This window comes from Enterobacter sp. QK-SA4 (assembly GCF_056856775.1).
The window spans coordinates 1,470,423-1,492,388 of sequence record NZ_JBXFXH010000007.1; the positions used below are offsets into that span (position 1 = coordinate 1,470,423).

The 21,966-nt window shown below is 59.9% G+C and carries 20 protein-coding genes; 15 read left to right on the top strand and 5 right to left on the bottom strand.

All coding sequences use genetic code 11. From position 1 onward, the window contains the following. The first annotated feature begins 7 nt into the window (after positions 1–7). The 5 genes from nuoJ to nuoN all read left to right on the top strand — a co-directional run bounded on the left by nuoJ (position 8) and on the right by nuoN (position 5,769). Positions 8–562: an NADH-quinone oxidoreductase subunit J gene (gene nuoJ / locus AC1VYI_RS08645; RefSeq protein ID WP_023312534.1), complete on the top strand. Its 555-nt coding sequence runs from the start codon at positions 8–10 to the stop codon at positions 560–562. Further along, complete coding sequence (gene nuoK, locus AC1VYI_RS08650) at positions 559–861, top strand: NADH-quinone oxidoreductase subunit NuoK (RefSeq protein WP_003861496.1); 303 nt, start codon at positions 559–561, stop codon at positions 859–861. The genes nuoJ and nuoK overlap by 4 nt, the downstream gene beginning before the upstream one ends. Beyond that, a complete protein-coding gene (gene nuoL, locus AC1VYI_RS08655) occupies positions 858–2,699 on the top strand; it encodes an NADH-quinone oxidoreductase subunit L (protein ID WP_023312533.1) in 1,842 nt (613 codons plus the stop codon). The genes nuoK and nuoL overlap by 4 nt, the downstream gene beginning before the upstream one ends. A gap of 76 nt (positions 2,700–2,775) precedes the next feature. Continuing rightward, complete coding sequence (nuoM, locus tag AC1VYI_RS08660) at positions 2,776–4,305, top strand: NADH-quinone oxidoreductase subunit M (RefSeq protein ID WP_023312532.1); 1,530 nt, start codon at positions 2,776–2,778, stop codon at positions 4,303–4,305. A 6-nt stretch (positions 4,306–4,311) separates the two neighbouring features. Then, the gene (nuoN, locus tag AC1VYI_RS08665; protein ID WP_023312531.1) at positions 4,312–5,769 is read left to right on the top strand and encodes an NADH-quinone oxidoreductase subunit NuoN; all 1,458 of its coding nucleotides are present in this window, start codon (positions 4,312–4,314) and stop codon (positions 5,767–5,769) included. Between the two features lie 92 nt (positions 5,770–5,861). Here nuoN and AC1VYI_RS08670 read toward each other — a convergent pair whose 3' ends face one another. Together AC1VYI_RS08670 and rbn are read right to left on the bottom strand one after the other, a co-directional pair. Beyond that, positions 5,862–6,866 (bottom strand): chemotaxis protein, encoded by a 1,005-nt coding sequence (locus AC1VYI_RS08670; RefSeq protein ID WP_134867334.1) that lies wholly within the window; start codon positions 6,864–6,866, stop codon positions 5,862–5,864. A 64-nt stretch (positions 6,867–6,930) separates the two neighbouring features. After that, positions 6,931–7,848, bottom strand: a complete 918-nt coding sequence (gene rbn, locus AC1VYI_RS08675; protein WP_023312529.1) for a ribonuclease BN — start codon at positions 7,846–7,848, stop codon at positions 6,931–6,933. 71 nt (positions 7,849–7,919) lie between these two features. Between rbn and AC1VYI_RS08680 the strand changes: the two genes are divergently transcribed. The 10 genes from AC1VYI_RS08680 (at position 7,920) to AC1VYI_RS08725 (ending at position 17,788) form a co-directional block, all read left to right on the top strand. Then, positions 7,920–8,381 (top strand): GNAT family N-acetyltransferase, encoded by a 462-nt coding sequence (locus tag AC1VYI_RS08680; RefSeq protein WP_134867335.1) that lies wholly within the window; start codon positions 7,920–7,922, stop codon positions 8,379–8,381. A 53-nt stretch (positions 8,382–8,434) separates the two neighbouring features. Next, a complete protein-coding gene (gene elaB / locus AC1VYI_RS08685; RefSeq protein WP_008500219.1) occupies positions 8,435–8,740 on the top strand; it encodes a stress response protein ElaB in 306 nt (101 codons plus the stop codon). Positions 8,741–8,826: 86 nt separating this feature from the next. Next, entirely contained in the window at positions 8,827–10,122 is a 1,296-nt protein-coding gene (gene menF, locus AC1VYI_RS08690) for an isochorismate synthase MenF (RefSeq protein WP_134867336.1), read from the top strand. 88 nt (positions 10,123–10,210) lie between these two features. Next, a complete protein-coding gene (gene menD, locus AC1VYI_RS08695) occupies positions 10,211–11,881 on the top strand; it encodes a 2-succinyl-5-enolpyruvyl-6-hydroxy-3-cyclohexene-1-carboxylic-acid synthase (protein ID WP_134867337.1) in 1,671 nt (556 codons plus the stop codon). Then, positions 11,878–12,654, top strand: coding sequence for a 2-succinyl-6-hydroxy-2,4-cyclohexadiene-1-carboxylate synthase (gene menH / locus AC1VYI_RS08700; RefSeq protein ID WP_134867338.1), 777 nt, complete (start codon positions 11,878–11,880; stop codon positions 12,652–12,654). The genes menD and menH overlap by 4 nt, the downstream gene beginning before the upstream one ends. Then, positions 12,651–13,508 (top strand): 1,4-dihydroxy-2-naphthoyl-CoA synthase, encoded by an 858-nt coding sequence (gene menB, locus AC1VYI_RS08705; protein ID WP_045402731.1) that lies wholly within the window; start codon positions 12,651–12,653, stop codon positions 13,506–13,508. Before menH ends, menB begins: the two co-directional genes overlap by 4 nt. Next, positions 13,508–14,473, top strand: coding sequence for an o-succinylbenzoate synthase (menC, locus tag AC1VYI_RS08710; RefSeq protein WP_134867339.1), 966 nt, complete (start codon positions 13,508–13,510; stop codon positions 14,471–14,473). Before menB ends, menC begins: the two co-directional genes overlap by 1 nt. Further along, positions 14,470–15,831, top strand: coding sequence for an o-succinylbenzoate--CoA ligase (menE, locus tag AC1VYI_RS08715; protein WP_134867340.1), 1,362 nt, complete (start codon positions 14,470–14,472; stop codon positions 15,829–15,831). Before menC ends, menE begins: the two co-directional genes overlap by 4 nt. A gap of 124 nt (positions 15,832–15,955) precedes the next feature. Beyond that, entirely contained in the window at positions 15,956–16,495 is a 540-nt protein-coding gene (locus tag AC1VYI_RS08720) for a YfaZ family outer membrane protein (RefSeq protein WP_029740927.1), read from the top strand. 93 nt (positions 16,496–16,588) lie between these two features. Beyond that, on the top strand, positions 16,589–17,788 hold the full coding sequence (locus AC1VYI_RS08725; RefSeq protein ID WP_029740926.1) for a nicotinamide mononucleotide deamidase-related protein YfaY: 1,200 nt from the start codon (positions 16,589–16,591) through the stop codon (positions 17,786–17,788). Between the two features lie 33 nt (positions 17,789–17,821). Here the strand turns inward: AC1VYI_RS08725 and glpC are convergent, their stop codons facing one another. Genes glpC through glpA form a run of 3 tightly spaced genes read right to left on the bottom strand, consistent with a single transcriptional unit; the run spans position 17,822 to position 21,844 of the window. After that, a complete protein-coding gene (gene glpC / locus AC1VYI_RS08730; protein ID WP_134867341.1) occupies positions 17,822–19,012 on the bottom strand; it encodes an anaerobic glycerol-3-phosphate dehydrogenase subunit GlpC in 1,191 nt (396 codons plus the stop codon). Continuing rightward, complete coding sequence (glpB, locus tag AC1VYI_RS08735; RefSeq protein WP_134867342.1) at positions 19,009–20,226, bottom strand: glycerol-3-phosphate dehydrogenase subunit GlpB; 1,218 nt, start codon at positions 20,224–20,226, stop codon at positions 19,009–19,011. Before glpB ends, glpC begins: the two co-directional genes overlap by 4 nt. Beyond that, complete coding sequence (glpA, locus tag AC1VYI_RS08740; protein ID WP_134867343.1) at positions 20,216–21,844, bottom strand: anaerobic glycerol-3-phosphate dehydrogenase subunit A; 1,629 nt, start codon at positions 21,842–21,844, stop codon at positions 20,216–20,218. Before glpA ends, glpB begins: the two co-directional genes overlap by 11 nt. Positions 21,845–21,966: the final 122 nt, after the last annotated feature.

The window sequence follows — 21,966 nt, forward strand, 5'->3', positions numbered from 1 at the left end:
GAGGGCAATGGAATTCGCTTTTTATATCTGTGGCCTTATCGCCATCCTGGCTACGCTGCGAGTGATTACGCACACCAATCCGGTGCATGCGCTGCTGTACTTAATCATCTCCCTGCTGGCCATTTCCGGGGTGTTCTTCGCACTGGGCGCGCACTTCGCCGGTGCGCTGGAAATCATCGTCTACGCCGGGGCCATCATGGTGCTGTTCGTGTTCGTGGTGATGATGCTGAACCTGGGCGGCTCTGAAATAGAGCAGGAACGTCAGTGGTTAAAACCGCAGGTGTGGATTGGTCCGGCAATTTTGTCGGCCATCATGCTGGCGGTGATTGTTTACGCCATTCTGGGGGTCAACGATCAGGGCATCGACGGCACGCCGATTGGCGCTAAAGAGGTCGGTATCACGCTCTTTGGCCCATACGTTCTGGCGGTTGAACTGGCCTCAATGCTGCTGCTGGCAGGTCTGGTTGTTGCTTTCCACGTTGGCCGCGAAGAGCGTGCTGGTGAGGTGCTGAGCAACCGCACTGACGACCGCGCGAAAAGAAAAACGGAGGAGCGCGCATGATCCCCTTAACACATGGACTGATCCTCGCTGCGATTTTATTCGTTCTGGGTTTGACCGGTCTGGTTATCCGCCGCAATCTGCTGTTTATGCTGATCGGTCTGGAAATCATGATTAACGCCTCCGCGCTGGCCTTCGTGGTCGCCGGAAGCTACTGGGGCCAGACCGATGGTCAGGTGATGTACATTCTCGCCATCAGCCTTGCGGCTGCCGAAGCGAGTATTGGCCTGGCGCTGTTGCTGCAGCTCCATCGTCGCCGCCAGAACCTGAACATCGATTCAGTAAGTGAGTTGCGTGGATGAACATGCTTGCCTTAACCATTATTTTTCCGCTGATTGGCTTCGTGCTGCTGGCGTTTTCTCGCGGCCGCTGGTCTGAGAATCTGTCTGCGACCGTGGGCATTGGCTCCGTCGGTCTGGCTGCGCTGGTGACGGCGTATGCGGGTATCGATTTCTTTAACAACGGGCGTCAGCCTTTCAGCGTGCCGCTGTGGACCTGGATGTCGGTCGGTGATTTCAACATCGGCTTCAACCTGGTGCTGGATGGCCTCTCGCTGACCATGCTTTCCGTGGTCACCGGCGTTGGCTTCCTGATCCACATGTTCGCCTCCTGGTATATGCGCGGTGAAGAGGGTTACTCCCGCTTCTTCGCCTACACCAACCTGTTTATCGCCAGCATGGTGGTGCTGGTGCTGGCCGATAACCTGCTGCTGATGTATCTGGGCTGGGAAGGCGTAGGTCTGTGTTCTTACCTGCTGATCGGTTTCTACTACACCGATCCGAAGAATGGCGCAGCGGCCATGAAAGCGTTCGTCGTGACCCGCGTGGGTGACGTCTTCCTCGCTTTCGCGCTGTTCATTCTTTACAACGAACTGGGCACGCTGAACTTCCGCGAAATGGTGGAACTGGCGCCGGCGCACTTCGCTGCAGGCAACAACATGCTGTGGTGGGCAACGCTGATGCTGCTGGGTGGCGCCGTGGGTAAATCCGCGCAGCTGCCGTTGCAGACATGGCTGGCCGACGCGATGGCGGGTCCAACCCCTGTCTCCGCGCTGATCCACGCCGCGACCATGGTAACCGCCGGTGTCTACCTGATTGCGCGTACCCATGGCCTGTTCCTGATGACCCCGGAAATTCTGCATCTGGTGGGTATCGTCGGTGCGGTCACGCTGGTGCTGGCAGGCTTTGCCGCGCTGGTGCAGACCGACATCAAACGCGTTCTCGCGTATTCCACCATGAGCCAGATCGGTTACATGTTCCTGGCGCTGGGTGTTCAGGCGTGGGACGCAGCCATTTTCCACCTGATGACGCACGCGTTCTTTAAAGCGCTGCTGTTCCTGTCATCTGGTTCCGTGATCCTGGCCTGCCACCACGAGCAGAACATCTTCAAGATGGGCGGACTGCGTAAGTCTATTCCACTGGTTTATGTCTGCTTCCTGGTAGGCGGCGCGGCGCTGGCGGCACTGCCGCTGATCACCGCGGGCTTCTTCAGTAAGGACGAAATCCTTGCGGGTGCCATGGCGAATGGTCATATCAATCTGATGGTTGCGGGTCTGGTCGGTGCGTTCATGACCTCCCTGTATACCTTCCGTATGATTTTCATCGTATTCCACGGTAAAGAACAAATTCACGCTCACGCAGGGAAGGGGATTACCCACCACCTGCCGCTGATTGTGCTGCTGGTACTGTCCACCTTCGTTGGCGCGATGATTGTGCCACCGCTGCAGGGCGTACTGCCAGACACCACCGAGCTTGAGCACGGTCGCGTTCTGACGCTTGAAATCACCTCCGGTGTGGTCGCTATCGCGGGCATCCTGATCGCTGCATGGCTGTGGCTGGGCAAACGTACGCTGGTGACTGCCGTTGCCAACAGTGCGCCGGGCCGTCTGCTGGGCACCTGGTGGTACAACGCGTGGGGCTTCGACTGGCTGTACGACATGATCTTCGTTAAGCCGTTCCTGGGCATTGCGTGGCTGCTGAAGCGCGACCCACTGAACAGCCTGATGAATATCCCGGCGATCCTTTCCCGCTTCGCAGGTAAAGGCCTGCTGTACAGCGAGAACGGTTACCTGCGCTGGTATGTGGCGTCCATGAGCATCGGTGCGGTTGTCGTGCTGGCGCTGCTGATGGTGTTGCGTTGATCGTTAAGTGAATTTTATTCGAATTCGTTGAAAATCAGGCCCCTGCTGGGGGCCTTAAAAAGGAATGTAAATCGCCATGTTACTACCCTGGCTAATATTAATTCCCTTCATCGGCGGCTTCCTGTGCTGGCAGACTGAACGCTTTGGCGTGAAGATGCCGCGCTGGATCGCGCTGATCACCATGGGATTGACGCTCGCGCTTGGCCTGCAACTGTGGTTGCAGGGCGGTTACTCACTGACCCAGTCTGCGGGCATTCCGCAGTGGCAGTCTGAGTTCATCCTGCCGTGGATCCCGCGTTTCGGCATTACGATCCACCTGGCGATTGACGGTCTGTCGCTACTGATGGTGGTGCTGACCGGTCTGCTCGGCGTTCTGGCGGTACTTTGCTCCTGGCGAGAAATCGAAAAATACCAGGGCTTCTTCCACCTGAACCTGATGTGGATCCTGGGCGGCGTGATCGGCGTGTTCCTTGCCATCGACATGTTCCTGTTCTTCTTCTTCTGGGAGATGATGCTGGTGCCGATGTACTTCCTGATCGCGCTGTGGGGCCACAAGGCGTCCGACGGTAAAACGCGTATCACGGCGGCAACCAAGTTCTTCATCTATACCCAGGCGAGTGGTCTGGTGATGTTGATTGCCATTCTGGCGCTGGTGTTTGTTCACCACAACGCGACCGGCACCTGGACCTTCAACTACGAAGATCTGCTGAAGACGCCAATGTCCCACGGCGTTGAATACCTGCTGATGCTGGGCTTCTTCATCGCGTTCGCGGTGAAAATGCCGGTCGTTCCGCTGCACGGCTGGCTGCCAGACGCGCACTCTCAGGCACCAACGGCGGGTTCCGTTGACCTGGCGGGCATCTTGCTGAAAACGGCCGCCTATGGTCTGCTGCGTTTCGCACTGCCGCTGTTCCCGAATGCCTCCGCAGAGTTCGCACCGATTGCCATGTGGCTGGGTGTGATCGGTATCTTCTACGGTGCCTGGATGGCCTTCACGCAGTACGACATCAAGCGTCTGATTGCCTACACCTCCGTTTCCCACATGGGCTTCGTGCTGATTGCTATCTACACCGGCAGCCAGCTGGCGTACCAGGGCGCGGTGATCCAGATGATTGCGCACGGTCTGTCCGCAGCCGGCCTCTTCATCCTGTGCGGTCAGCTGTACGAGCGTCTGCATACCCGCGACATGCGCATGATGGGCGGCCTGTGGAGCAAAATTAAATGGCTGCCAGCGCTGTCCATGTTCTTCGCGGTGGCTACCCTGGGGATGCCGGGTACCGGTAACTTCGTCGGCGAATTTATGATTCTGTTCGGCAGCTTCAAAGTGGTACCGGTGATTACCGTGATCTCCACCTTTGGTCTGGTGTTCGCTTCCGTGTACTCGCTGGCGATGCTGCACCGCGCCTACTTCGGTAAAGCGAAGAGCGAAATTGCTGCACAAGAACTGCCGGGGATGTCGCTGCGTGAGCTGTTCATCATCTTGCTGCTGGTCGTACTGCTGGTGCTGCTGGGCTTCTTCCCGCAGCCGATTCTGGATACCTCGCATAGCGCGATGGGCAACATCCAGCAGTGGTTTGTTAATTCTGCTTCTACTACAAGGCCGTAATTCGCCATGACAATAACTCCACAACAACTGATCGCGCTGCTACCGCTGCTGATCGTCGGATTGACGGTGGTGGTTGTGATGCTCTCCATTGCGTGGCGACGCAATCACTTCCTGAATGCCACGCTGTCGGTCATCGGCCTGAACGCCGCGTTAGTCTCTCTCTGGTTTGTTGGCCAGGGTGGGGCGATGGACGTCACCCCGCTGATGCGCGTTGACGGTTACGCCATGCTGTATACCGGTCTGGTGCTGCTGGCGAGCCTGGCAACCTGTACCTTTGCGTACCCGTGGCTCGAAGGCTACAACGACAACAAAGAAGAGTTTTACCTGCTGGTTCTGATTGCCGCGCTGGGCGGCATTCTGCTGGCGAATGCGAACCACCTGGCCGCGCTGTTCCTCGGTATTGAGCTGATCTCTCTGCCGCTGTTCGGCCTGATTGGTTACGCCTTCCGTCAGAAGCGCTCACTGGAAGCGAGTATCAAGTACACCATTCTGTCTGCTGCTGCATCGTCCTTCCTGCTGTTTGGTATTGCGCTGCTGTACGCACAGTCCGGTAACCTCTCCTTTATGGCGCTCGGCAAGAGCCTCGGTGACGGCATGCTGCATGAGCCGCTGCTGCTGGCGGGTCTGGGCATGATGATTGTTGGCCTCGGCTTCAAACTCTCTCTGGTGCCGTTCCACCTGTGGACGCCAGACGTATACCAGGGCGCCCCGGCTCCGGTGTCGACCTTCCTGGCGACGGCGAGCAAGATCGCTATCTTCGGTGTGGTCATGCGTCTGTTCCTGTACGCGCCTGTGGGTGACAGCGAAGCGGTTCGCGTTGTGCTCGGCATTATCGCGTTCGTATCCATCATCTTCGGTAACCTGATGGCGCTGAGCCAGACCAACATCAAGCGTCTGCTGGGCTACTCGTCTATCTCTCATCTGGGCTACCTGATGGTGGCGCTGATTGCGCTGCAGAGCGGCGAGATGTCGATGGAAACCGTAGGCGTGTATCTGGCCGGTTACCTGTTCAGCAGTCTCGGCGCCTTCGGCGTGGTGAGCCTGATGTCCAGCCCGTACCGTGGCCCGGATGCCGATTCACTGTTCTCCTACCGTGGTCTGTTCTGGCACCGTCCGATCCTGTCCGCGGTAATGACCGTGATGATGCTCTCTCTGGCAGGTATCCCGATGACGCTTGGCTTCATCGGTAAGTTCTACGTGCTGGCCGTCGGTGTGCAGGCGCACCTGTGGTGGCTGACCGCGGGCGTGGTTATCGGCTCCGCGATTGGTCTCTACTACTACCTGCGCGTGGCCGTGAGCCTGTACCTGAGCGCGCCTCAGCAGCTCAACCGTGATGCCCCAACCAACTGGCAGTACAGCGCCGGTGGTATCGTCGTGCTTATCTCCGCACTGCTGGTGCTGATCTTCGGTATCTATCCGCAGCCGCTGATTGATATCGTGCAGCGAGCGATGCCGCTGATGTAAAAACAAAAAACCCGCCTCGGCGGGTTTTTTTATGGTTTTCTCCCTCTCCCAGTAGGAGAGGGCCGGGGTGAGGGCACCAGCCCGCACCATGCTTAAGCCAGCTGCTTGCGGCTAATCAACGGCCCGGCAATCTTCTTCATCGAGCGGTCCAGCACTTCCTCAATCACCGACGACAGCTCGTTCAGCTCAAACTTCGCGACGTACCCGTCGGCCTTCACCTTGCGAATGTGGTCTTCGTTGGCGTTGCCGGAAAGGGAAGAGTGGATCACTACCGGAATGTCCTTCAATACCGGGTCGGTTTTGATTTTGCGCGTGAGCGTAAAACCGTCCATCTCAGGCATTTCGAGGTCGGTCAGCACCAGAGCGATCTTATCGGTGATGGGAACTCCTTCAGCCTGCGCCTGTGCGGCCAGCACGCCAATTTTCTCCCACGCGTCTTTGCCGGTGATATGCAGCTGCGCGGGGATCTCCATCGCCTGCAGACCTTTCTCCAGCATCGAGCGCGCCACCTTGGAATCTTCTGCAACGATAGCGACAGCGCCTGGCTTGATATGGAATTTGGTGGTCTTTAGATTCGTGGCGTGCAGATCGTGATTGGCCGGGGTGATGTCATACAGGATCTGCTCAACGTCCAGCACCATCGCCAGATCGTTGGTATCGGTCTTCTCGTCAAGACACGCAATGCTGGTGATGTAGCGACCGCTGACGGCGGTTTCCGCCGCATGCACCTGCTTCCAGTCCAGACGCATGATGTTCTCAACCGATTCCACGGCAAACGCCTGCACGCTGCGCGCATATTCGGTGATCAGCAGGATGTTCAGCCCGGTAGTGGGCTTACAGCCCGCCACGGCGGCCAGGTCAATCACCGGGATCACCTGATCGCGAATATTCACCATTCCCATCAGCGGCGATTTCATCCCGGCGGGTTTCGTGAACTCCGGCATCGGCACAATTTCACGCAGCTTAAAGACGTTAATGCCAAACAGCTCAGATTTATTTTCGTTCAGAGAGGTGCCAAGACGGAACAGCAACAGTTCAAAACGGTTCGACAGGGTCAGATTCGCCCTGTCATCAATATCTTTCTGGAAATTATCCATTCTACCCTCGAGAGAAATGCTGACCTTTTAATCGTTATCGGCATCCTGAGGGAAAAATGAAGGACTAAACGCTAACCTGAGCGAAATCTTCGGCCAGCTCACATTCCGGGAACAGCGCGCGGCACTCTGCCAGCAGCTTTTCGCAGCCCCGCGCGTCGTAGCGCGAGCTGACATGAGTGACGATGAGCCGCCCGACGCCCGCGTCACGGGCAAGCTGTGCCGCCTGTCGCGTGGAGCTATGGCCCCGGCCGTTGGCTTTCTCTTCCATCGCCGTTTCAAGCGTCGCTTCATGCACCATCACGTCCACGCCCTGAGCCAGCGTGAGCGCTGCCGGGCATGGGGCCGTATCGCCAAAAATCGCCAGCTTTTTGCCGGGCTGCGGTGCGGCGAGATAATCCTGGCCGTTAATGACTCGTCCGTCCTCCAGCGTGACGGTCTCTCCGTGCTTAAGACGCTGGAACAGCGGCCCGGGTTTTACGCCGTCGGCCATCAGCGCGGCGGCATCCAGCGCGCCGGGTTTATCATGCGCATCAATACGGTAGCCATAGCACTCCACAGGATGATTGAGCGGTTGAGCAGTAACCCGATAATCCTCGTCATCGAATACCAGCCCTTCGGCAATCTCAACGACCTCCAGCGGATAATCGGTCCATGACCCGCTCAGGCGTAGCGTAGTTTCAACAAATTCACGAATACCCGCTGGCCCGTAAATCGTCAGCGGGTTGGCGTTACCGGCCATCGAGCGGCTGCACAGAAGGCCGGGAAGGCCAAACAGGTGGTCGCCATGCAGATGGGTGATAAAAATTTTATCCAGCTTGCCGGGGTGGTAAGCGGTGTGTAACAGCTGATGCTGCGTCCCTTCACCACAGTCAAACAGCCACAGCCCGCCGCGGGTGGGATGCTTAAGATCCAGCAGGATCGCCGTCACGTTTCGTGAGCGGGTTGGCACGCCAGCGGACGTACCCAGAAAAATCAGTTCCATAACGCAATCAGCCCTTTGCCGAACGGGGAGGGGTTTAGTATAACGTGATGAACCCCAGGAAGGAGACTGACATGATCCAGTGGCAAGATTTACATCATAGCGAACTCACCGTTCATTCACTTTATGCACTGCTGAAGCTGCGCTGTGAAGTGTTTGTTGTAGAACAGACCTGCCCGTATCAGGACATCGATGGGGATGACCTTATCGGTGAGAACCGCCATATCCTCGGCTGGCGGGATAACGAGCTGGTGGCGTATGCGAGGATTCTGAAAAGCGAAGACGATTTTGAGCCTGTCGTCATTGGCCGCGTCATCATCAGCGGCAAGGCGCGCGGTGAAAAGCTGGGCTATCAGCTGATGGAAAAAACGCTGGAGGCGTGCCGGAAACAGTGGCCGGACAAGGCGTTATACCTGGGCGCGCAGGCGCACCTGCAGTCCTTCTACGGCCATTTTGGTTTTACGCCGGTAACGGAGGTATACGATGAAGATGGTATTCCGCATATCGGCATGGCGCGGGAAACGAAGCAGGCGTAATGGCGAGTCGTTGGCTATAGTTAGCGGACTGGTGTACTAACATGGAGAAAAATATGTCATTTCAATCCTGGGATACCCGTATCGACGACGACCTGGCCTTGCTGAGCGAAACGCTGGAAGAGGTGTTACGTTCCTCTGGCGACCCTGCCGATCAGAAATATATTGAGCTAAAAGCCCGCGCCGAGCAGGCGCTGCATGAAGTGAAAAACCGCGTCAGCCATGCCTCAGATACTTACTACTACCGTGCCAAAAAAGCGGTGTACCGTGCCGATGATTACGTTCATGAAAAACCGTGGCAGGGTATTGGGGTGGGTGCTGCCGTGGGGCTGGTGCTGGGGCTGCTGTTAGCCCGTCGTTAAGCCGCTTAACCACTCCCTATACGTGGGTACTGCTATTTATGGCCAGTACCCCGTATAATATGACGTTTTAACAGGGAGAGGTTCGCGTGAATTCGATTTTCCTCGCGCTGGAGCAACTGCGTACCCAGCTTTCGCAAGCGTTACCCGCAGCACCCGGCATACGTCATTTCGACGTCTCTTTCCCGTTAAACGACGCCTTCGATCCCCTCGCCTGGCTGGGCGAGCAGCAGTGTTATCCGCAGTTTTACTGGCAGCAGCGTAACGGCGATGAAGAGCTGGCCGCGCTGGGGGCGGTCACCCAATTTTCCTCTCTGGCATTAGCCTCGCAGTTTTTGCGCGCGCAAAACGCGGCAGGTGATACCCGCATCTGCGGCCTGAACGCCTTTAATCCCGAACAGGGCAGCCTCTTTTTACCGCGACTGCTCTGGCGACGCACCGCCGGCACCGCTACGCTGCGTCTGCAGCTGTGGAGCAACCGCTCGCTTCAGGAGGATGCCCGCGCCGCGCTGGATTTTTTACAGCAGCTCCGTCCTGCGAGATCTATCCGTCCGCTCTCCGTGCGGGTTGAGCACGAAACCCATCAGCCGCAGCAGGCCGAATGGCTGAGACTAATCCGCAGGGCGACGGAGACCATCGCGCGTGGTGATTTTGAAAAAGTGGTGCTCGCCCGGGCAACCGATCTGCAGTTCACGCAGCGCGTTAACCCTATCGCACTGATGGCCGCCAGCCGCGCCCTCAATTTACATTGCTATCATTTCTGCATGGTATTCGACGCCCGCAACGCTTTTCTCGGCTCGACCCCCGAGCGTCTCTGGCGGCGGCGCGGCAAGCTGCTGCGCACGGAAGCGCTGGCGGGCACCGTTGCCAGCCATAGCGATGATAGCCAGGCGCAGCGTCTCGGCGAGTGGCTGCTGAACGACGATAAAAACCAGCGCGAAAATATGCTGGTGGTGGAAGATATCTGCCAGCGTCTTCAGCACTCTACGCAGACGCTTGAGGTACTGCCCCCCCAGGTGGTACGCCTGCGTAAAGTGCAGCATTTGCGCCGCTGTATCTGGACCGAGCTCAAACAGGCCGACGACGAGCAGTGTCTGCTCATGTTGCAGCCGACCGCGGCCGTTGCCGGATTACCCCGACAGCCCGCGCGCGAGTTTATCCAGAAGGTTGAACCCTTTAACCGCGAGTGGTACGCCGGTTCGGCCGGGTATTTATCCCCCGAACAGAGTGAGTTCTGCGTGGCGCTGCGCTCCGCGCGCGTTCAGGAGGACTCCCTGCGGCTCTACGCCGGTGCCGGTATTGTCAGCGGATCTGACCCGGAGCAGGAGTGGCAGGAGATCGAAAACAAAGCCGCCGGATTGCGCTCTCTGCTCCTAAGGGATTAATACAGATTCGCGCAATCCCGATTCATATCAAAATTCCAATTTTTTCTATTATTTATACTGTGTCGCATTCTTGATACCGGACAATCTCATGTCAGTAAGTTCTTTTAACCGACGCTGGGCGGCGGTGATCCTTGAAGCCCTGACGCGCCATGGCGTCAGGCACGTGTGTATTGCACCGGGTTCTCGCTCAACGCCGCTAACGCTCGCGGCCGCAGAAAACCGGGCGTTAATTCACCATACCCACTTTGATGAACGCGGCCTCGGGCATCTTGCGCTGGGTCTGGCGAAAGTCAGCAAAGAACCTGTGGCGGTGATCGTCACCTCCGGTACCGCCGTGGCGAATCTTTATCCGGCCCTGATTGAAGCCGGGTTAACGGGTGAAAGACTGATCTTACTGACGGCCGATCGTCCCCCTGAGCTTATCGACTGCGGTGCCAATCAGGCCATTCGCCAGCCGGGGCTCTTTTCTTCGCATCCTTCGCAGACGATTTCGTTACCGCGTCCCACCCAGGATATTCCGGCAAGCTGGCTGGTCTCCACCGTCGATCACGCCATGGAGACGTTGCGCAGCGGGGCGTTGCATATCAACTGCCCGTTTGCCGAGCCGCTGTACGGCGAGCTGGACGACACGGGTCTTGACTGGCAGCAGTCCCTCGGCGACTGGTGGCAGAGTGAAAAACCGTGGCTGCGCGAGCAGATGCATCTTGAGAGCGCGAAACAGCGCGACTGGTTCTTCTGGCGGCAGAAGCGCGGTGTGGTGATTGCCGGGCGCATGAGCACCGCCGAAGGCAAGCTGGTTGCCGAATGGGCGCAAACCCTTGGCTGGCCGCTGATTGGCGACGTACTTTCCCAGACCGGGCAGCCGCTGCCGTGCGCCGATCTCTGGCTGGGTAACGCGAAAGCGGTCACCGAGCTTGCGCAGGCGCAGATTGTGGTCCAGCTTGGATCGAGTTTAACCGGCAAACGGTTACTGCAGTGGCAGGCCACCTGCACGCTGGAAGAGTACTGGCTGGTGGATTCGCTGGAAGGACGGCTTGACCCGGCGCACCACCGCGGCCGTCGTCTGGTCAGCAGCATCGACGCCTGGCTGACGCTTCATCCGGCTGAAAAACGCAAGCCCTGGGCGGTGGCTATACCGGACCTTTCGCGCCAGGCGTGGGAACTGACCAAAGCGCACTGTGAAGCGTTTAGCGAAGCCGGGCTGGCGCACCGCATTCGTCAGTACCTGCCTGAACAGGGGCAGCTGTTTGTCGGCAACAGCCTGGTCGTGCGGCTGATTGACGCTTTCTCGAAGTTGCCCGCGGGCTACCCGGTGTACAGCAACCGCGGCGCCAGCGGCATCGACGGGCTGATCTCGACGGCGGCGGGCGTGCAGCGCGCCAGCGCGAAATCGACGCTGGCGATCGTGGGCGATCTCTCCGCGCTCTACGATCTCAACGCGCTGGCGCTGCTGCGTCAGGCGTCAGCCCCGTTTGTGCTGATTGTGGTCAACAACAACGGCGGGCAGATTTTCTCCCTGTTGCCAACGCCCCAGAGCGAGCGCGAGCGCTTCTATCTGATGCCGCAGAACGTGCAGTTCGAACACGCCGCGGCGATGTTTAGCCTGAAATACCATCGCCCGGAAAGCTGGGAACAGCTGGACGCGGCGTTAAGCAGCGCCTGGAAACAGCCGGGCGCGACGCTGGTTGAGCTGGTGGTGAACGAGGCTGACGGTGCGCAGGCCCTGCAAAGCCTGCTGGCGCAGGTGAGCCAGCTGTGATCCTCTCGGGCGTGCAGCAGGCCGGTAAGACAGGCTATCCCTGGCTGGTCTTTTTGCACGGTTTTTCTGGAGATTGCCGCGAGTGGCAGAGGGTCGGTGAAGGGCTCGACGATTATCCCCGGCTCTATCTGGATCTGCCGGGTCACGGTGGATCCCGGAATCTGGGCGTGACGGGGTTTGACGAGATGAGCACGTTGCTCACTCAAACTCTGCTTAGTTACAACATACTTAAATTCTGGCTCATCGGGTACTCCCTCGGCGGCCGCATTGCGATGTTCCATGCCTGCCAGCAGCCGAAGGGGCCGCTCGGGGTGATTGTTGAAGGTGGGCATCCGGGCCTGCAGGATGCCGAGGCGCGAAGTGCGCGGCTGGCGTCCGACCGCCGCTGGGCAACGCGTTTTCGCACCGAACCACTGGAGAAGGTGTTCGCTGACTGGTACCAACAGCCCGTGTTCGCCTCCCTCACGGACGCCCAGCGCGAGGCGCTGATTACCCTGCGCAGCCAGAACAACGGCGCGACGCTGGCGATGATGCTCGAGGCGACCTCGCTGGCCGTGCAGCCAGATTTGCGTGCCGCGCTTAGCGCACGTGATTTCTCTTTTGACTATCTCTATGGCGAACGGGATGAGAAGTTCGCGGCCCTTGCCGCGGAAGTGAACGCCGTTCGCCATGCCATTCCAGACGCCGGACACAATGCCCACCGGGAAAACCCCGATGCGGTTATCGCGAGTCTGGCTCAGATACTGTGTTATCGAATAAAGGACACTCTATGATCTACCCTGATGAAAACATGCTTTACGCCCCGGTTGAATGGCAGGACTGCTCCGAAGGCTACACCGACATTCGTTACCACAAATCCACCGACGGCATTGCCAAAATCACCATCAATCGTCCGCAGGTGCGTAACGCCTTCCGTCCGCTGACCGTGAAAGAGATGATTCAGGCCCTGGCGGATGCGCGCTATGACGACAACATCGGCGTGATTGTCCTGACCGGCGAAGGCGATAAAGCGTTCTGCTCCGGCGGCGATCAGAAAGTGCGCGGCGACTACGGCGGATACCAGGACGATGCGGGTACCCACCACCTGAACGTCCTCGATTTCCAGCGCCAGATCCGCACCTGTCCAAAACCGGTGGTGGCGATGGTGGCGGGCTACTCCATCGGCGGTGGTCACGTGCTGCACATGATGTGCGATCTGACCATTGCCGCCGAGAACGCCATCTTCGGCCAGACCGGCCCGAAAGTGGGCTCCTTCGACGGCGGCTGGGGTGCCTCCTATATGGCGCGCATCGTCGGGCAGAAAAAAGCCCGCGAAATTTGGTTCCTTTGCCGTCAGTACAACGCCCAGGAAGCGCTGGATATGGGCCTGGTGAATACCGTGGTGCCGCTTGCCGATCTCGAAAAAGAGACCGTGCGCTGGTGCCGTGAAATGCTGCAAAACAGCCCAATGGCGCTGCGCTGCCTGAAAGCGGCACTCAATGCCGACTGTGACGGTCAGGCGGGTCTGCAGGAGCTGGCGGGTAACGCCACCATGCTGTTCTACATGACCGAAGAGGGTCAGGAAGGGCGCAACGCGTTTAACGAAAAACGCCAGCCGGACTTCAGCAAATACAAACGGAATCCGTAATGCGTCGCGCGCAGGTTTACCGCTGGCAGATACCGATGGACGCGGGCGTGGTGCTGCGTGAACGGCGGTTAAAAACCCGTGATGGCTTCTTCGTGCATCTGCAGCAGGACGAGCGGGAAGGCTGGGGCGAGATTTCACCGCTGCCGGGCTTTAGCCTGGAGTCGCTGGATGACGCGCAGTCAGCATTGCTGGCGTGGGCAGACGCGTGGCGTGAGGGCGCGGATCCGGCGCTGCCGGACGTACCTTCCGCGGCTTTTGGCATCAGCTGCGCGCTGGCGGAGCTGGACGACAGCCTGCCTGAAGAGGCCAACTACCGCGCGGCACCGCTCTGTACGGGCGATCCTGACGAGCTGTTCGCGCTACTTTCCGCCATGCCGGGCGAGAAAGTGGCGAAAATTAAAGTCGGCCTCTACGAAGCGGTGCGCGACGGCATGGTCGCTAACCTGCTGCTGGAGGCGATCCCCGACCTTCATCTGCGTCTGGATGCTAACCGCGCCTGGACGCCGCTCAAGGCGCAGCAGTTTGCAAAGTACGTCAACCCGGCGTACCGCAGCCGCATTGCTTTCCTGGAAGAGCCGTGCAAAACCCGCGATGACTCGCGCGCGTTTGCCCGCGAAACGGGGATTGCCATCGCCTGGGATGAAAGCCTGCGTGAGGACGATTTTGAATTTATCGCCGAGCCCGGCGTCAGCGCGGTGGTGATTAAGCCGACGCTGACCGGCAGCCTGGCGAAGGTGCGCGAGCAGGTCGCGGCGGCGCACGCCTCGGGGCTGACGGCGGTCATCAGCTCGTCGATTGAGTCCAGCCTTGGGCTGACCCAGCTGGCGCGCATTGCCGCCTGGCTAACGCCGAATACGATCCCCGGCCTCGACACGCTGAACCTGATGCAGGCCCAGCTTATCCGCACGTGGCCGGACAGCGCGCTGCCGTGCCTCGACGTCACGGCGCTGGAGCCGTTGTTATGAGTTTTACCGACTGGCCGTGGCGGCACTGGCGCGCGCAGTTTGCTGATAAACCGGCCCTGAAGCTGAACGACGAGGTGCTCAGCTGGCAACAGCTGTGCGCCCGCGTCGACCGCCTTGCGGCAGAGTTTCATCTGCAGGGCGTGGAGGAGGGCGACGGCGTTCTGCTGCTGGCCCATAACCACCCGCAAACTCTGCTTGCGTGGCTGGCCCTGCTCCAGTGCGGGGCGCGTATTCTTCCCGTTAATCCGCAGCTGCCTCGCCCGCTGCTGGACGTGTTGCTCCCGCAGATGACGCTGCGCTTTGCGCTGGTGCTGGACGGTACCTTTGACGGTCTTCCTGCCCTGAGCATGCGCGAGCGCGCGGGGGAATATCGCGTTGCGTGGCAACCGGCGCGGCTGGCGTCTATGACGCTAACCTCCGGCTCCACCGGGCTGCCGAAAGCGGCGGTGCATACCTGCGACGCCCATCTCGCCAGCGCGCGCGGAGTGCTGGCGCTGATGCCCTACGGCGAAGACGACGACTGGCTGCTTTCGCTGCCGCTGTTTCACGTTTCCGGCCAGGGGATTTTATGGCGCTGGCTGCAGGCCGGCGCGCGGTTAACCGTGCGCGAGAAACAGCCGCTGGCGCAGGCTTTGCGCGACTGTACCCACGCCTCGCTGGTGCCGACCCAGCTCTGGCGTCTGCTTAATACCCGTCAGCCTGTCACACTGAAAGCGGTGCTGCTGGGCGGTGCCGCCATCCCTGTGGAGTTGACGCAGCAGGCGCGCGAGCAGGGAATTCGCACCTTCTGCGGCTACGGCCTGACCGAGTTTGCCTCTACCGTCTGCGCAAAAGCGGCGGACGGCGAGCCGGACGTAGGCTATGCGCTGCCGGGCAGAGAGGTGCAGGTAGTTAACGGTGAGGTCTGGATCCGGGCAGAGAGTATGGCCTCAGGCTACTGGCGGGACGGCGAATTGGTTCCGCTGACCAACGCGCAGGGATGGTTCGCCACCCGCGATCGCGGTGAATGGCATGACGGCCGCCTGACGATCCTCGGCCGCATGGATAACCTCTTTTTTAGCGGCGGAGAAGGGATCCAGCCGGAGAGCCTTGAGCGTGTTATCGCCCGCCATCCGCAGATTAACCAGGTGTTTATCGTCCCGCTGGACGACGCCGAGTTTGGACAGCGTCCGGTGGCGGTGGTGGAGTGCGAACCGGGAACGGATATCAGCTGTTTACCTGACTGGATCAGGGATAAGGTGGCGCGTTTTGAGCAACCCGTCCGCTGGCTGCTGTTGCCGACCGAACTCAAAAATGGCGGGATTAAAGTCTCGCGCCGCGCGTTGCAGCAGTGGGTGAACGCCTCGCTGAAGGGATAATAGCCGTTTCAAATAATTACAATCTACTGACCTGCCGCACGCAGAGTGCTTGATCCCCGGGAGACTCCGGTTAAAATCTCGCGGTTTTGGGACTTCTTTATAATAATTGTGCGGGATCACGACAATGAAAAAAGTGGCATTAGTGGGCTTCGGCCTGATGGTTGTATCTGCGGCGGCTAACGCCATCAGCATTAACGGCTCGGCGGGTCAGGATTATACCCACCTGGGCTTTGGCATGGGTACCGAGACTTCCGGTCTGGCGATGACCGGCGGCTGGACGCATAACGATGACGACGGCGACGCGGCGAGCCTCGGCCTGGGTCTGAACGTTCCTCTTGGCCCGTTCCTGGCCACCGTCGGCGGTAAAGGTATCTATACCAACCCAAATGACGGTGACGAAGGGTACGCGGCGGCAGTGGGCGGCGGCCTGCAGTGGAAAATTGGCGACAGCTTCGGCCTGTTTGGTGAGTACTACTATTCGCCGGACTCCCTCTCAAGCGGTATCGAAAGCTATGAAGAGGCCAACGCCGGCGCGCGCTGGACCATCATGCGTCCGATTACCATCGAAGCGGGCTATCGCTATCTGAACCTGGCCGGCAAAGACGGCAACCGCGACAACGCGCTGGCCGACGGCCCGTACGTGGGCGTCAGCGCAGGCTTCTAATCACTCCGGCGCGGCGTTCTGTCGCGCCAGTTTCTCTCTTCTCCACCCCGCGTTTGCGCTATAGTGTTTTGACCAAATAAGCGGGAGAACATAATGATTAACGTGGAGATGTTATCCACCGGCGACGAAGTGCTGCATGGACAAATTATTGATACCAATGCTGCCTGGCTTGCCGATCTTTTCTTTGAGCAAGGATTACCGTTAACGCGCCGCAATACGGTGGGCGACAATCTTGAGTCGCTGGTCGCTATTCTGCGCGAGCGCAGCGAACACTGCGACGTGCTGATTGTGAATGGCGGACTCGGCCCCACCGGTGACGATCTCAGCGCGCTGGCCGCCGCGACCGCAAAAGGCGAAGGGCTGGTGCTGCACGAGGCGTGGCTTTCGCAGATGGAGCGCTTTTTCTCCGAACGTGGCCGCGTCATGGCCCCCAGCAACCGCAAACAGGCTGAAATTCCCGCCAGCGCCGAGCTGGTCGATAACCCGGTGGGTACCGCGTGCGGGTTTGCCATGCAGCTGAACCGCTGCCTGATGTTCTTTACGCCGGGCGTGCCCTCAGAATTTAAAGTGATGGTCGAGCAGCAGATCCTGCCGCGCCTTCGCGATCGTTTTACCCTGCCTGAACCGCCGCTGTGCCTGCGTCTGACCACCTTTGGCCGCTCGGAAAGCGATCTGGCCCAGAGCCTTGACCCTCTCCCGCTGCCGCCGGGCGTCTCCATGGGCTACCGCTCCTCCATGCCGATCATTGAACTCAAGCTGACAGGCCCGGCCGAGCAGAAAGAGGCGATGCTGGCCCTGTGGCCCGAGGTGCAGCGCGTGGCTGGCGAAAGCCTGATCTTTGAAGGGACGGAAGGGCTGCCCGCGCAGATTGCGACGCATCTGCAGTCGCGTCAGCTGAGCGTGACCTTAAGCGAGCAGTTCACCGGTGGCCTGCTGGCGCTGCAGCTGTCGCGCGTCAACGCGCCGCTGCTGGCCAGCGAAGTGGTGCCTTTCCAGCAGGAGACCCTGGCGCAAACCGCCCGCTGGGCTTCCGAGAGAAGGGTGAAGCATTTTGCCGGTCTGGCGCTGTTCGTCGGGGGGCTGGACGAGGAATACCTTAACTTCGCGCTGGCGACGCCGGAAGGCACCTGGGCCCTGCGGGTAAAAATGAGCATCACCCGCCACAGCCTGGCGGTGCGTCAGGAGGTTTGCGCCATGATGGCGCTGAACATGCTGCGCCGCTGGCTGAATGGCAAAGAGGTTGCCAGCGAGCACGGCTGGATTAACGTTGTCGAGTCGCTGTTCATTGAGTAAAACCTGTGCCGGGGCGTTTCGCCCCGGCACTGTTTAGCCCAGCGCCTTCGCCAGCAGGGAGATTGGATGCTCGCAGCGCTTGCTGGTGGACATCTCAATCTGCCACTTGCAGGTTTCGCAGTCCGTCACCACGATATCCGCGCCGCTCTCCTCAATCTGACGGAACAGCGGGGCGCCGATCGCCTGCGACGTTTCATAGTTTTCACGCTTAAAGCCGTAGGTTCCCGCAATCCCGCAGCAGCGCGAATCCAGCACCGTCAGCTCCAGGCCCGGAATTAACCGCAGCAGCTCCAGCGTATAGAGCGACCAGCCCATTTTCTCCATATGACACGGCGTGTGATACACCACTTTCAGGGGTACTTTCCCCAGCGGCAACGTCTGCCCGCTGTCCAGCTTGCGCCACAGGAAGCGTGTTGCCAGCTCGATGTGCTCTCGCAGGCCGGTGTTATCCACGTCCAGCAGATGCGGGTACTCATCGCGCAGGGTGAAGGTACAGGTGGACGAGGTCGCCAGCACCGGTATGCCTTTGTCGACGATGGCTTCACGCAGGGAGGTGACATTGCTTCGAGCCTGACTGCGCGCTTTATCGGTAAACCCGTTAGCAATCAGCGGCACGCCGCAGCACTTCTCTTTGTTCAGTAGCTGAACGCCCGTTCCCATGGCGTTCAGTACCTTCAGCAGATCTTTACCCAACTGCGGGTGGTTGTAGTTCACATAGCAGCCGTGGAAGAAGGCCACCTGATCGGCGTACTGCGCCTGTTCCGCCGCAACGGATTTGTACCAGCGGCGGAAGGTGCCGTGAGAATATTTCGGCAGGCTGCGGTGATGGTCTATCTTCAGCGTGGCATCCAGCAGCTGGCGCACCGGTTTGAGAGAGGTCGCGGCATTCACCAGCGGGGCAAACGGCGTCGAGACGCTGCCCATCAGATCGGTGTGGCTCAGAATAGCGTCACGCAGCGTCGGCTTTTGCGTGCTGTAGCGCGCCCGGGCGCGCTGGATGATATCGCCGATTTTCACATCCGACGGGCAGGCGACTTCGCAGCGTTTGCAGTTGATGCAGTATTTCAGCGCCTCGTCGTACAGCTTGCCGTCCTTCAGGCGCAGACGCTCGCCGTCCGGCCCGGCCTGCTTTGGCCCGGGATAGCGTGGGTTGACCCCGCTCACCGGGCAGACGGTGGTACACAGCGTGCATTTAATGCAGCTTTCAAAACGGGTGTCGTTCATTGTTCAGCCTCCGTGCGCTGGCTAATCTGCTCTGCCACATACAGCGCCGTGACGGCGCAGACTCCGCCACCGCATCCCTGGGCAATGGGATCGTACCCGCCCAGCAGCGAGCCGATGGCAAAGAGATTACTGACGGGCTTACCGGAAAGTTGCGGATGTAACTGGTTATCGACGATCACGCCAAACTGCTGCCAGGGCTGCGGCGAGAAGAAATCGCTCTGATACCAGTCCGCGCGGGAGGCTCGCTGACGAACATCCAGCCCCATGATGGCTTCCCGGATGCCCTCCCGGCTGCTCAGCAGCCCGTTGCTGAAGAAGCTGCCGCTTGCCAGCACCGTATAGCGGGCACGAAGCGGAATATCGTCGTGGTTGCGCGTCCAGATTTCGCTCACCGCGCCGTCGGTCAGGGTGATTTTTTTCACCTCATCACCCGCTATCCACACGCCGCCCTGCGCGACAAACTGGCGCTGGAGCTGGGTATGCAGGCGAATGCCGGGTACGGAAGGGGGAAGGGTTGGCAGCAGGCCGAGCGTGCAGGGCAGACGATCCGAGAGCCAGCGCCAGAGCCGGTTGTCGCGTAAACCGAAGCAGGCGGGCATCAGCAGGGCATCACAGCTATCGCTGAGCGGTCTGAGCGCGTCATACAGCAGCGGCCATTTGTCCTCGTTATCCAGAAAACGGGCGATATTCACCGCGCGAAACTCGCTCGGGTTGTCGCGCAGGACATCAAGCTCAGGAAGCTCTATCTCTGCCGTTTCGGCATTGACGCCCTGACGACAGAGCGACGCGGCCGCGAGATGGGGCTGAAAATCCAGAAAGCCGCTAATGCCCACGACCCGGACGCGTGCGGCATTGAAGGGAGCAACGGGCACTTCTTCCGGGCTGAGCCAGGCAGAGCGCAGGGTGCCGAGCGGGGTGACGCGCTGATGATTGAGCCGGGCGCTTCCCTTCAGACGCGCGCCGCAGTCCGCCAGTAGCGCTTCGGTCTCCAGCGCAAAGCGGTCAATATGCTGGGCGCCAATCAGGTGATACGGGTGCTCCGGCGGCAGCTTGTCGCGGTACGCTTCGTCCACCAGATCCAGAGAGCCCGACGAGAAGTGCAGGGCGCTCTGGCCCCGGGTGATAATGGCGCAGCGAAGACCCTGCTTCGAGAGCTTGATGCCGCAGAGCAGGCCTGCCAGCCCGCCGCCGACGATTACGGTATCAAATTTCATCGCGTCGCTCCTTCTCAAGACCGCAAAGCCCCTGGTAGACCCAGCGGGTAAATTCGCTTTCGCGCAGGGCATCGCCCCAGGCGACAGGCTGAATGCCTTTCCAGCGCTCGTTTAAAAACGCGCTGAGCTGATCGAGCGACTGGGTGGCGGTGGTGGTATGAAAACGCTGCAGCAGCCCGGCGGCACGACAGGCGCACAGTTCGCCCTGACAGGTACCCATTCCCACGCGGGTGCGGCGACGAAGATCGAGCAGGCTTGTGACCGTCAGGCTCTCCACCGCGTACTGCACCTCACCGGCGGTGACGGCTTCGCACTCGCATACCAGGCTGCGGCTCAGGCGTCCTTCACCGAGCCACTGCGGCGTTCTGTCGCCGTGGCGGTAAATCGCGGATCCGCGCAGCGGCGCGGGCAGGGAGATGATTTTTTGCAGCGTTTTTTCGGTGGACTGACGCGAGCCGGGCAGCGGCTGGTCTGCCGTCACGCATGTTTCGGTATTCCCCAGCTTGCGGCAGACGGCATCGGTCGCCCACTCGGCCATCAGGCGGTAGGTCATCAGCTTGCCGCCGGTGATGGTGATAAACCCGTCCATGCCGTCGCGCTCGGCGTGATCGAGCAGCACGATTCCCCGGCTGACGTTACGTCCGCTCGGGTCGTTGTCGCTGGCAACCAGCGGACGCACGCCCGCGTAGGCGCGCAGAATACGCGTCTGCGCCATCACCGGGGCCAGTTTTTCCCCTTCGCGCAGCAGGACGTCGACCTCTTCGGCGGTCACGCGGTTGTAGTCAATCTCGCTGTAATCCACGTGGGTTGAGGTGGTACCGATTAACGAAATGGTGTCGCCCGGCACCAGGATATCGGCATCGGACGGCTTGCGGCAGCGGTTAATCACGTGGTTATTAATGCGGTGGTCGAGGATCAGCAGCGAGCCTTTCGCCGGGAACATGCGCACCGACAGGTCCGCGTATTCCGCGATGCGCTGCCCCCAGATCCCCGCCGCGTTGACCACCACGGCGGCATACAGCTCGCTGTGTTCGTTGTACTGCGTATCAAGGATCCGCACGCCGCAGATACGATTCCCCTCGCGGATAAGCCCGGTCACTTCGTGCCCGGTCAGGATGCGCGCGCCATGCTCGCGGGCGTCCAGCATATTGGCGGCCGTCAGGCGGAAGGGGTCAACGGTGCCGTCAGGCACTTTCACCGCGCCGATAAGCGCCGGGTTAACCGACGGTTCCAGTCGCCGCGCCAGCGCCGGGTCCATGGCCTCAGCCTGAATGCCCGCCGCAGTGCAGGCGGTAATAAAGGTGTCCTGAAAGGCGAGATCATCTTCGGGAAGAGTAATAAAGAGGCCGTTGGTTGGCTCAATGCAGTGGCGGGCGATACGCTTGAGGATCTGGTTTTCAGCAATACATTCGCGTGCGGATTCACCGTCGGTGACCGCATACCGCGCGCCGCTGTGCAGCAGGCCGTGGTTACGCCCGGTTGCGCCCGTGGCGATATCGTGGCGCTCCAGCAGCGTGACGCTCAAGCCGCGAAGGGCGCAGTCGCGTGCGATCCCGGCGCCGGTTGCGCCACCGCCAATGATTATCACATCGCTGTGGCGAGGATCGTGAATGGTCATTGTTTACCCTCTATGTTCGTTTTTTTATCATTTAGCCATATCAATAGTGTGGTTTGTTTGATTTCGAACATAAACGCGCGAAATTCGAAAGTGAAACGTGATTTCATGCGCTTTTTTGCGCA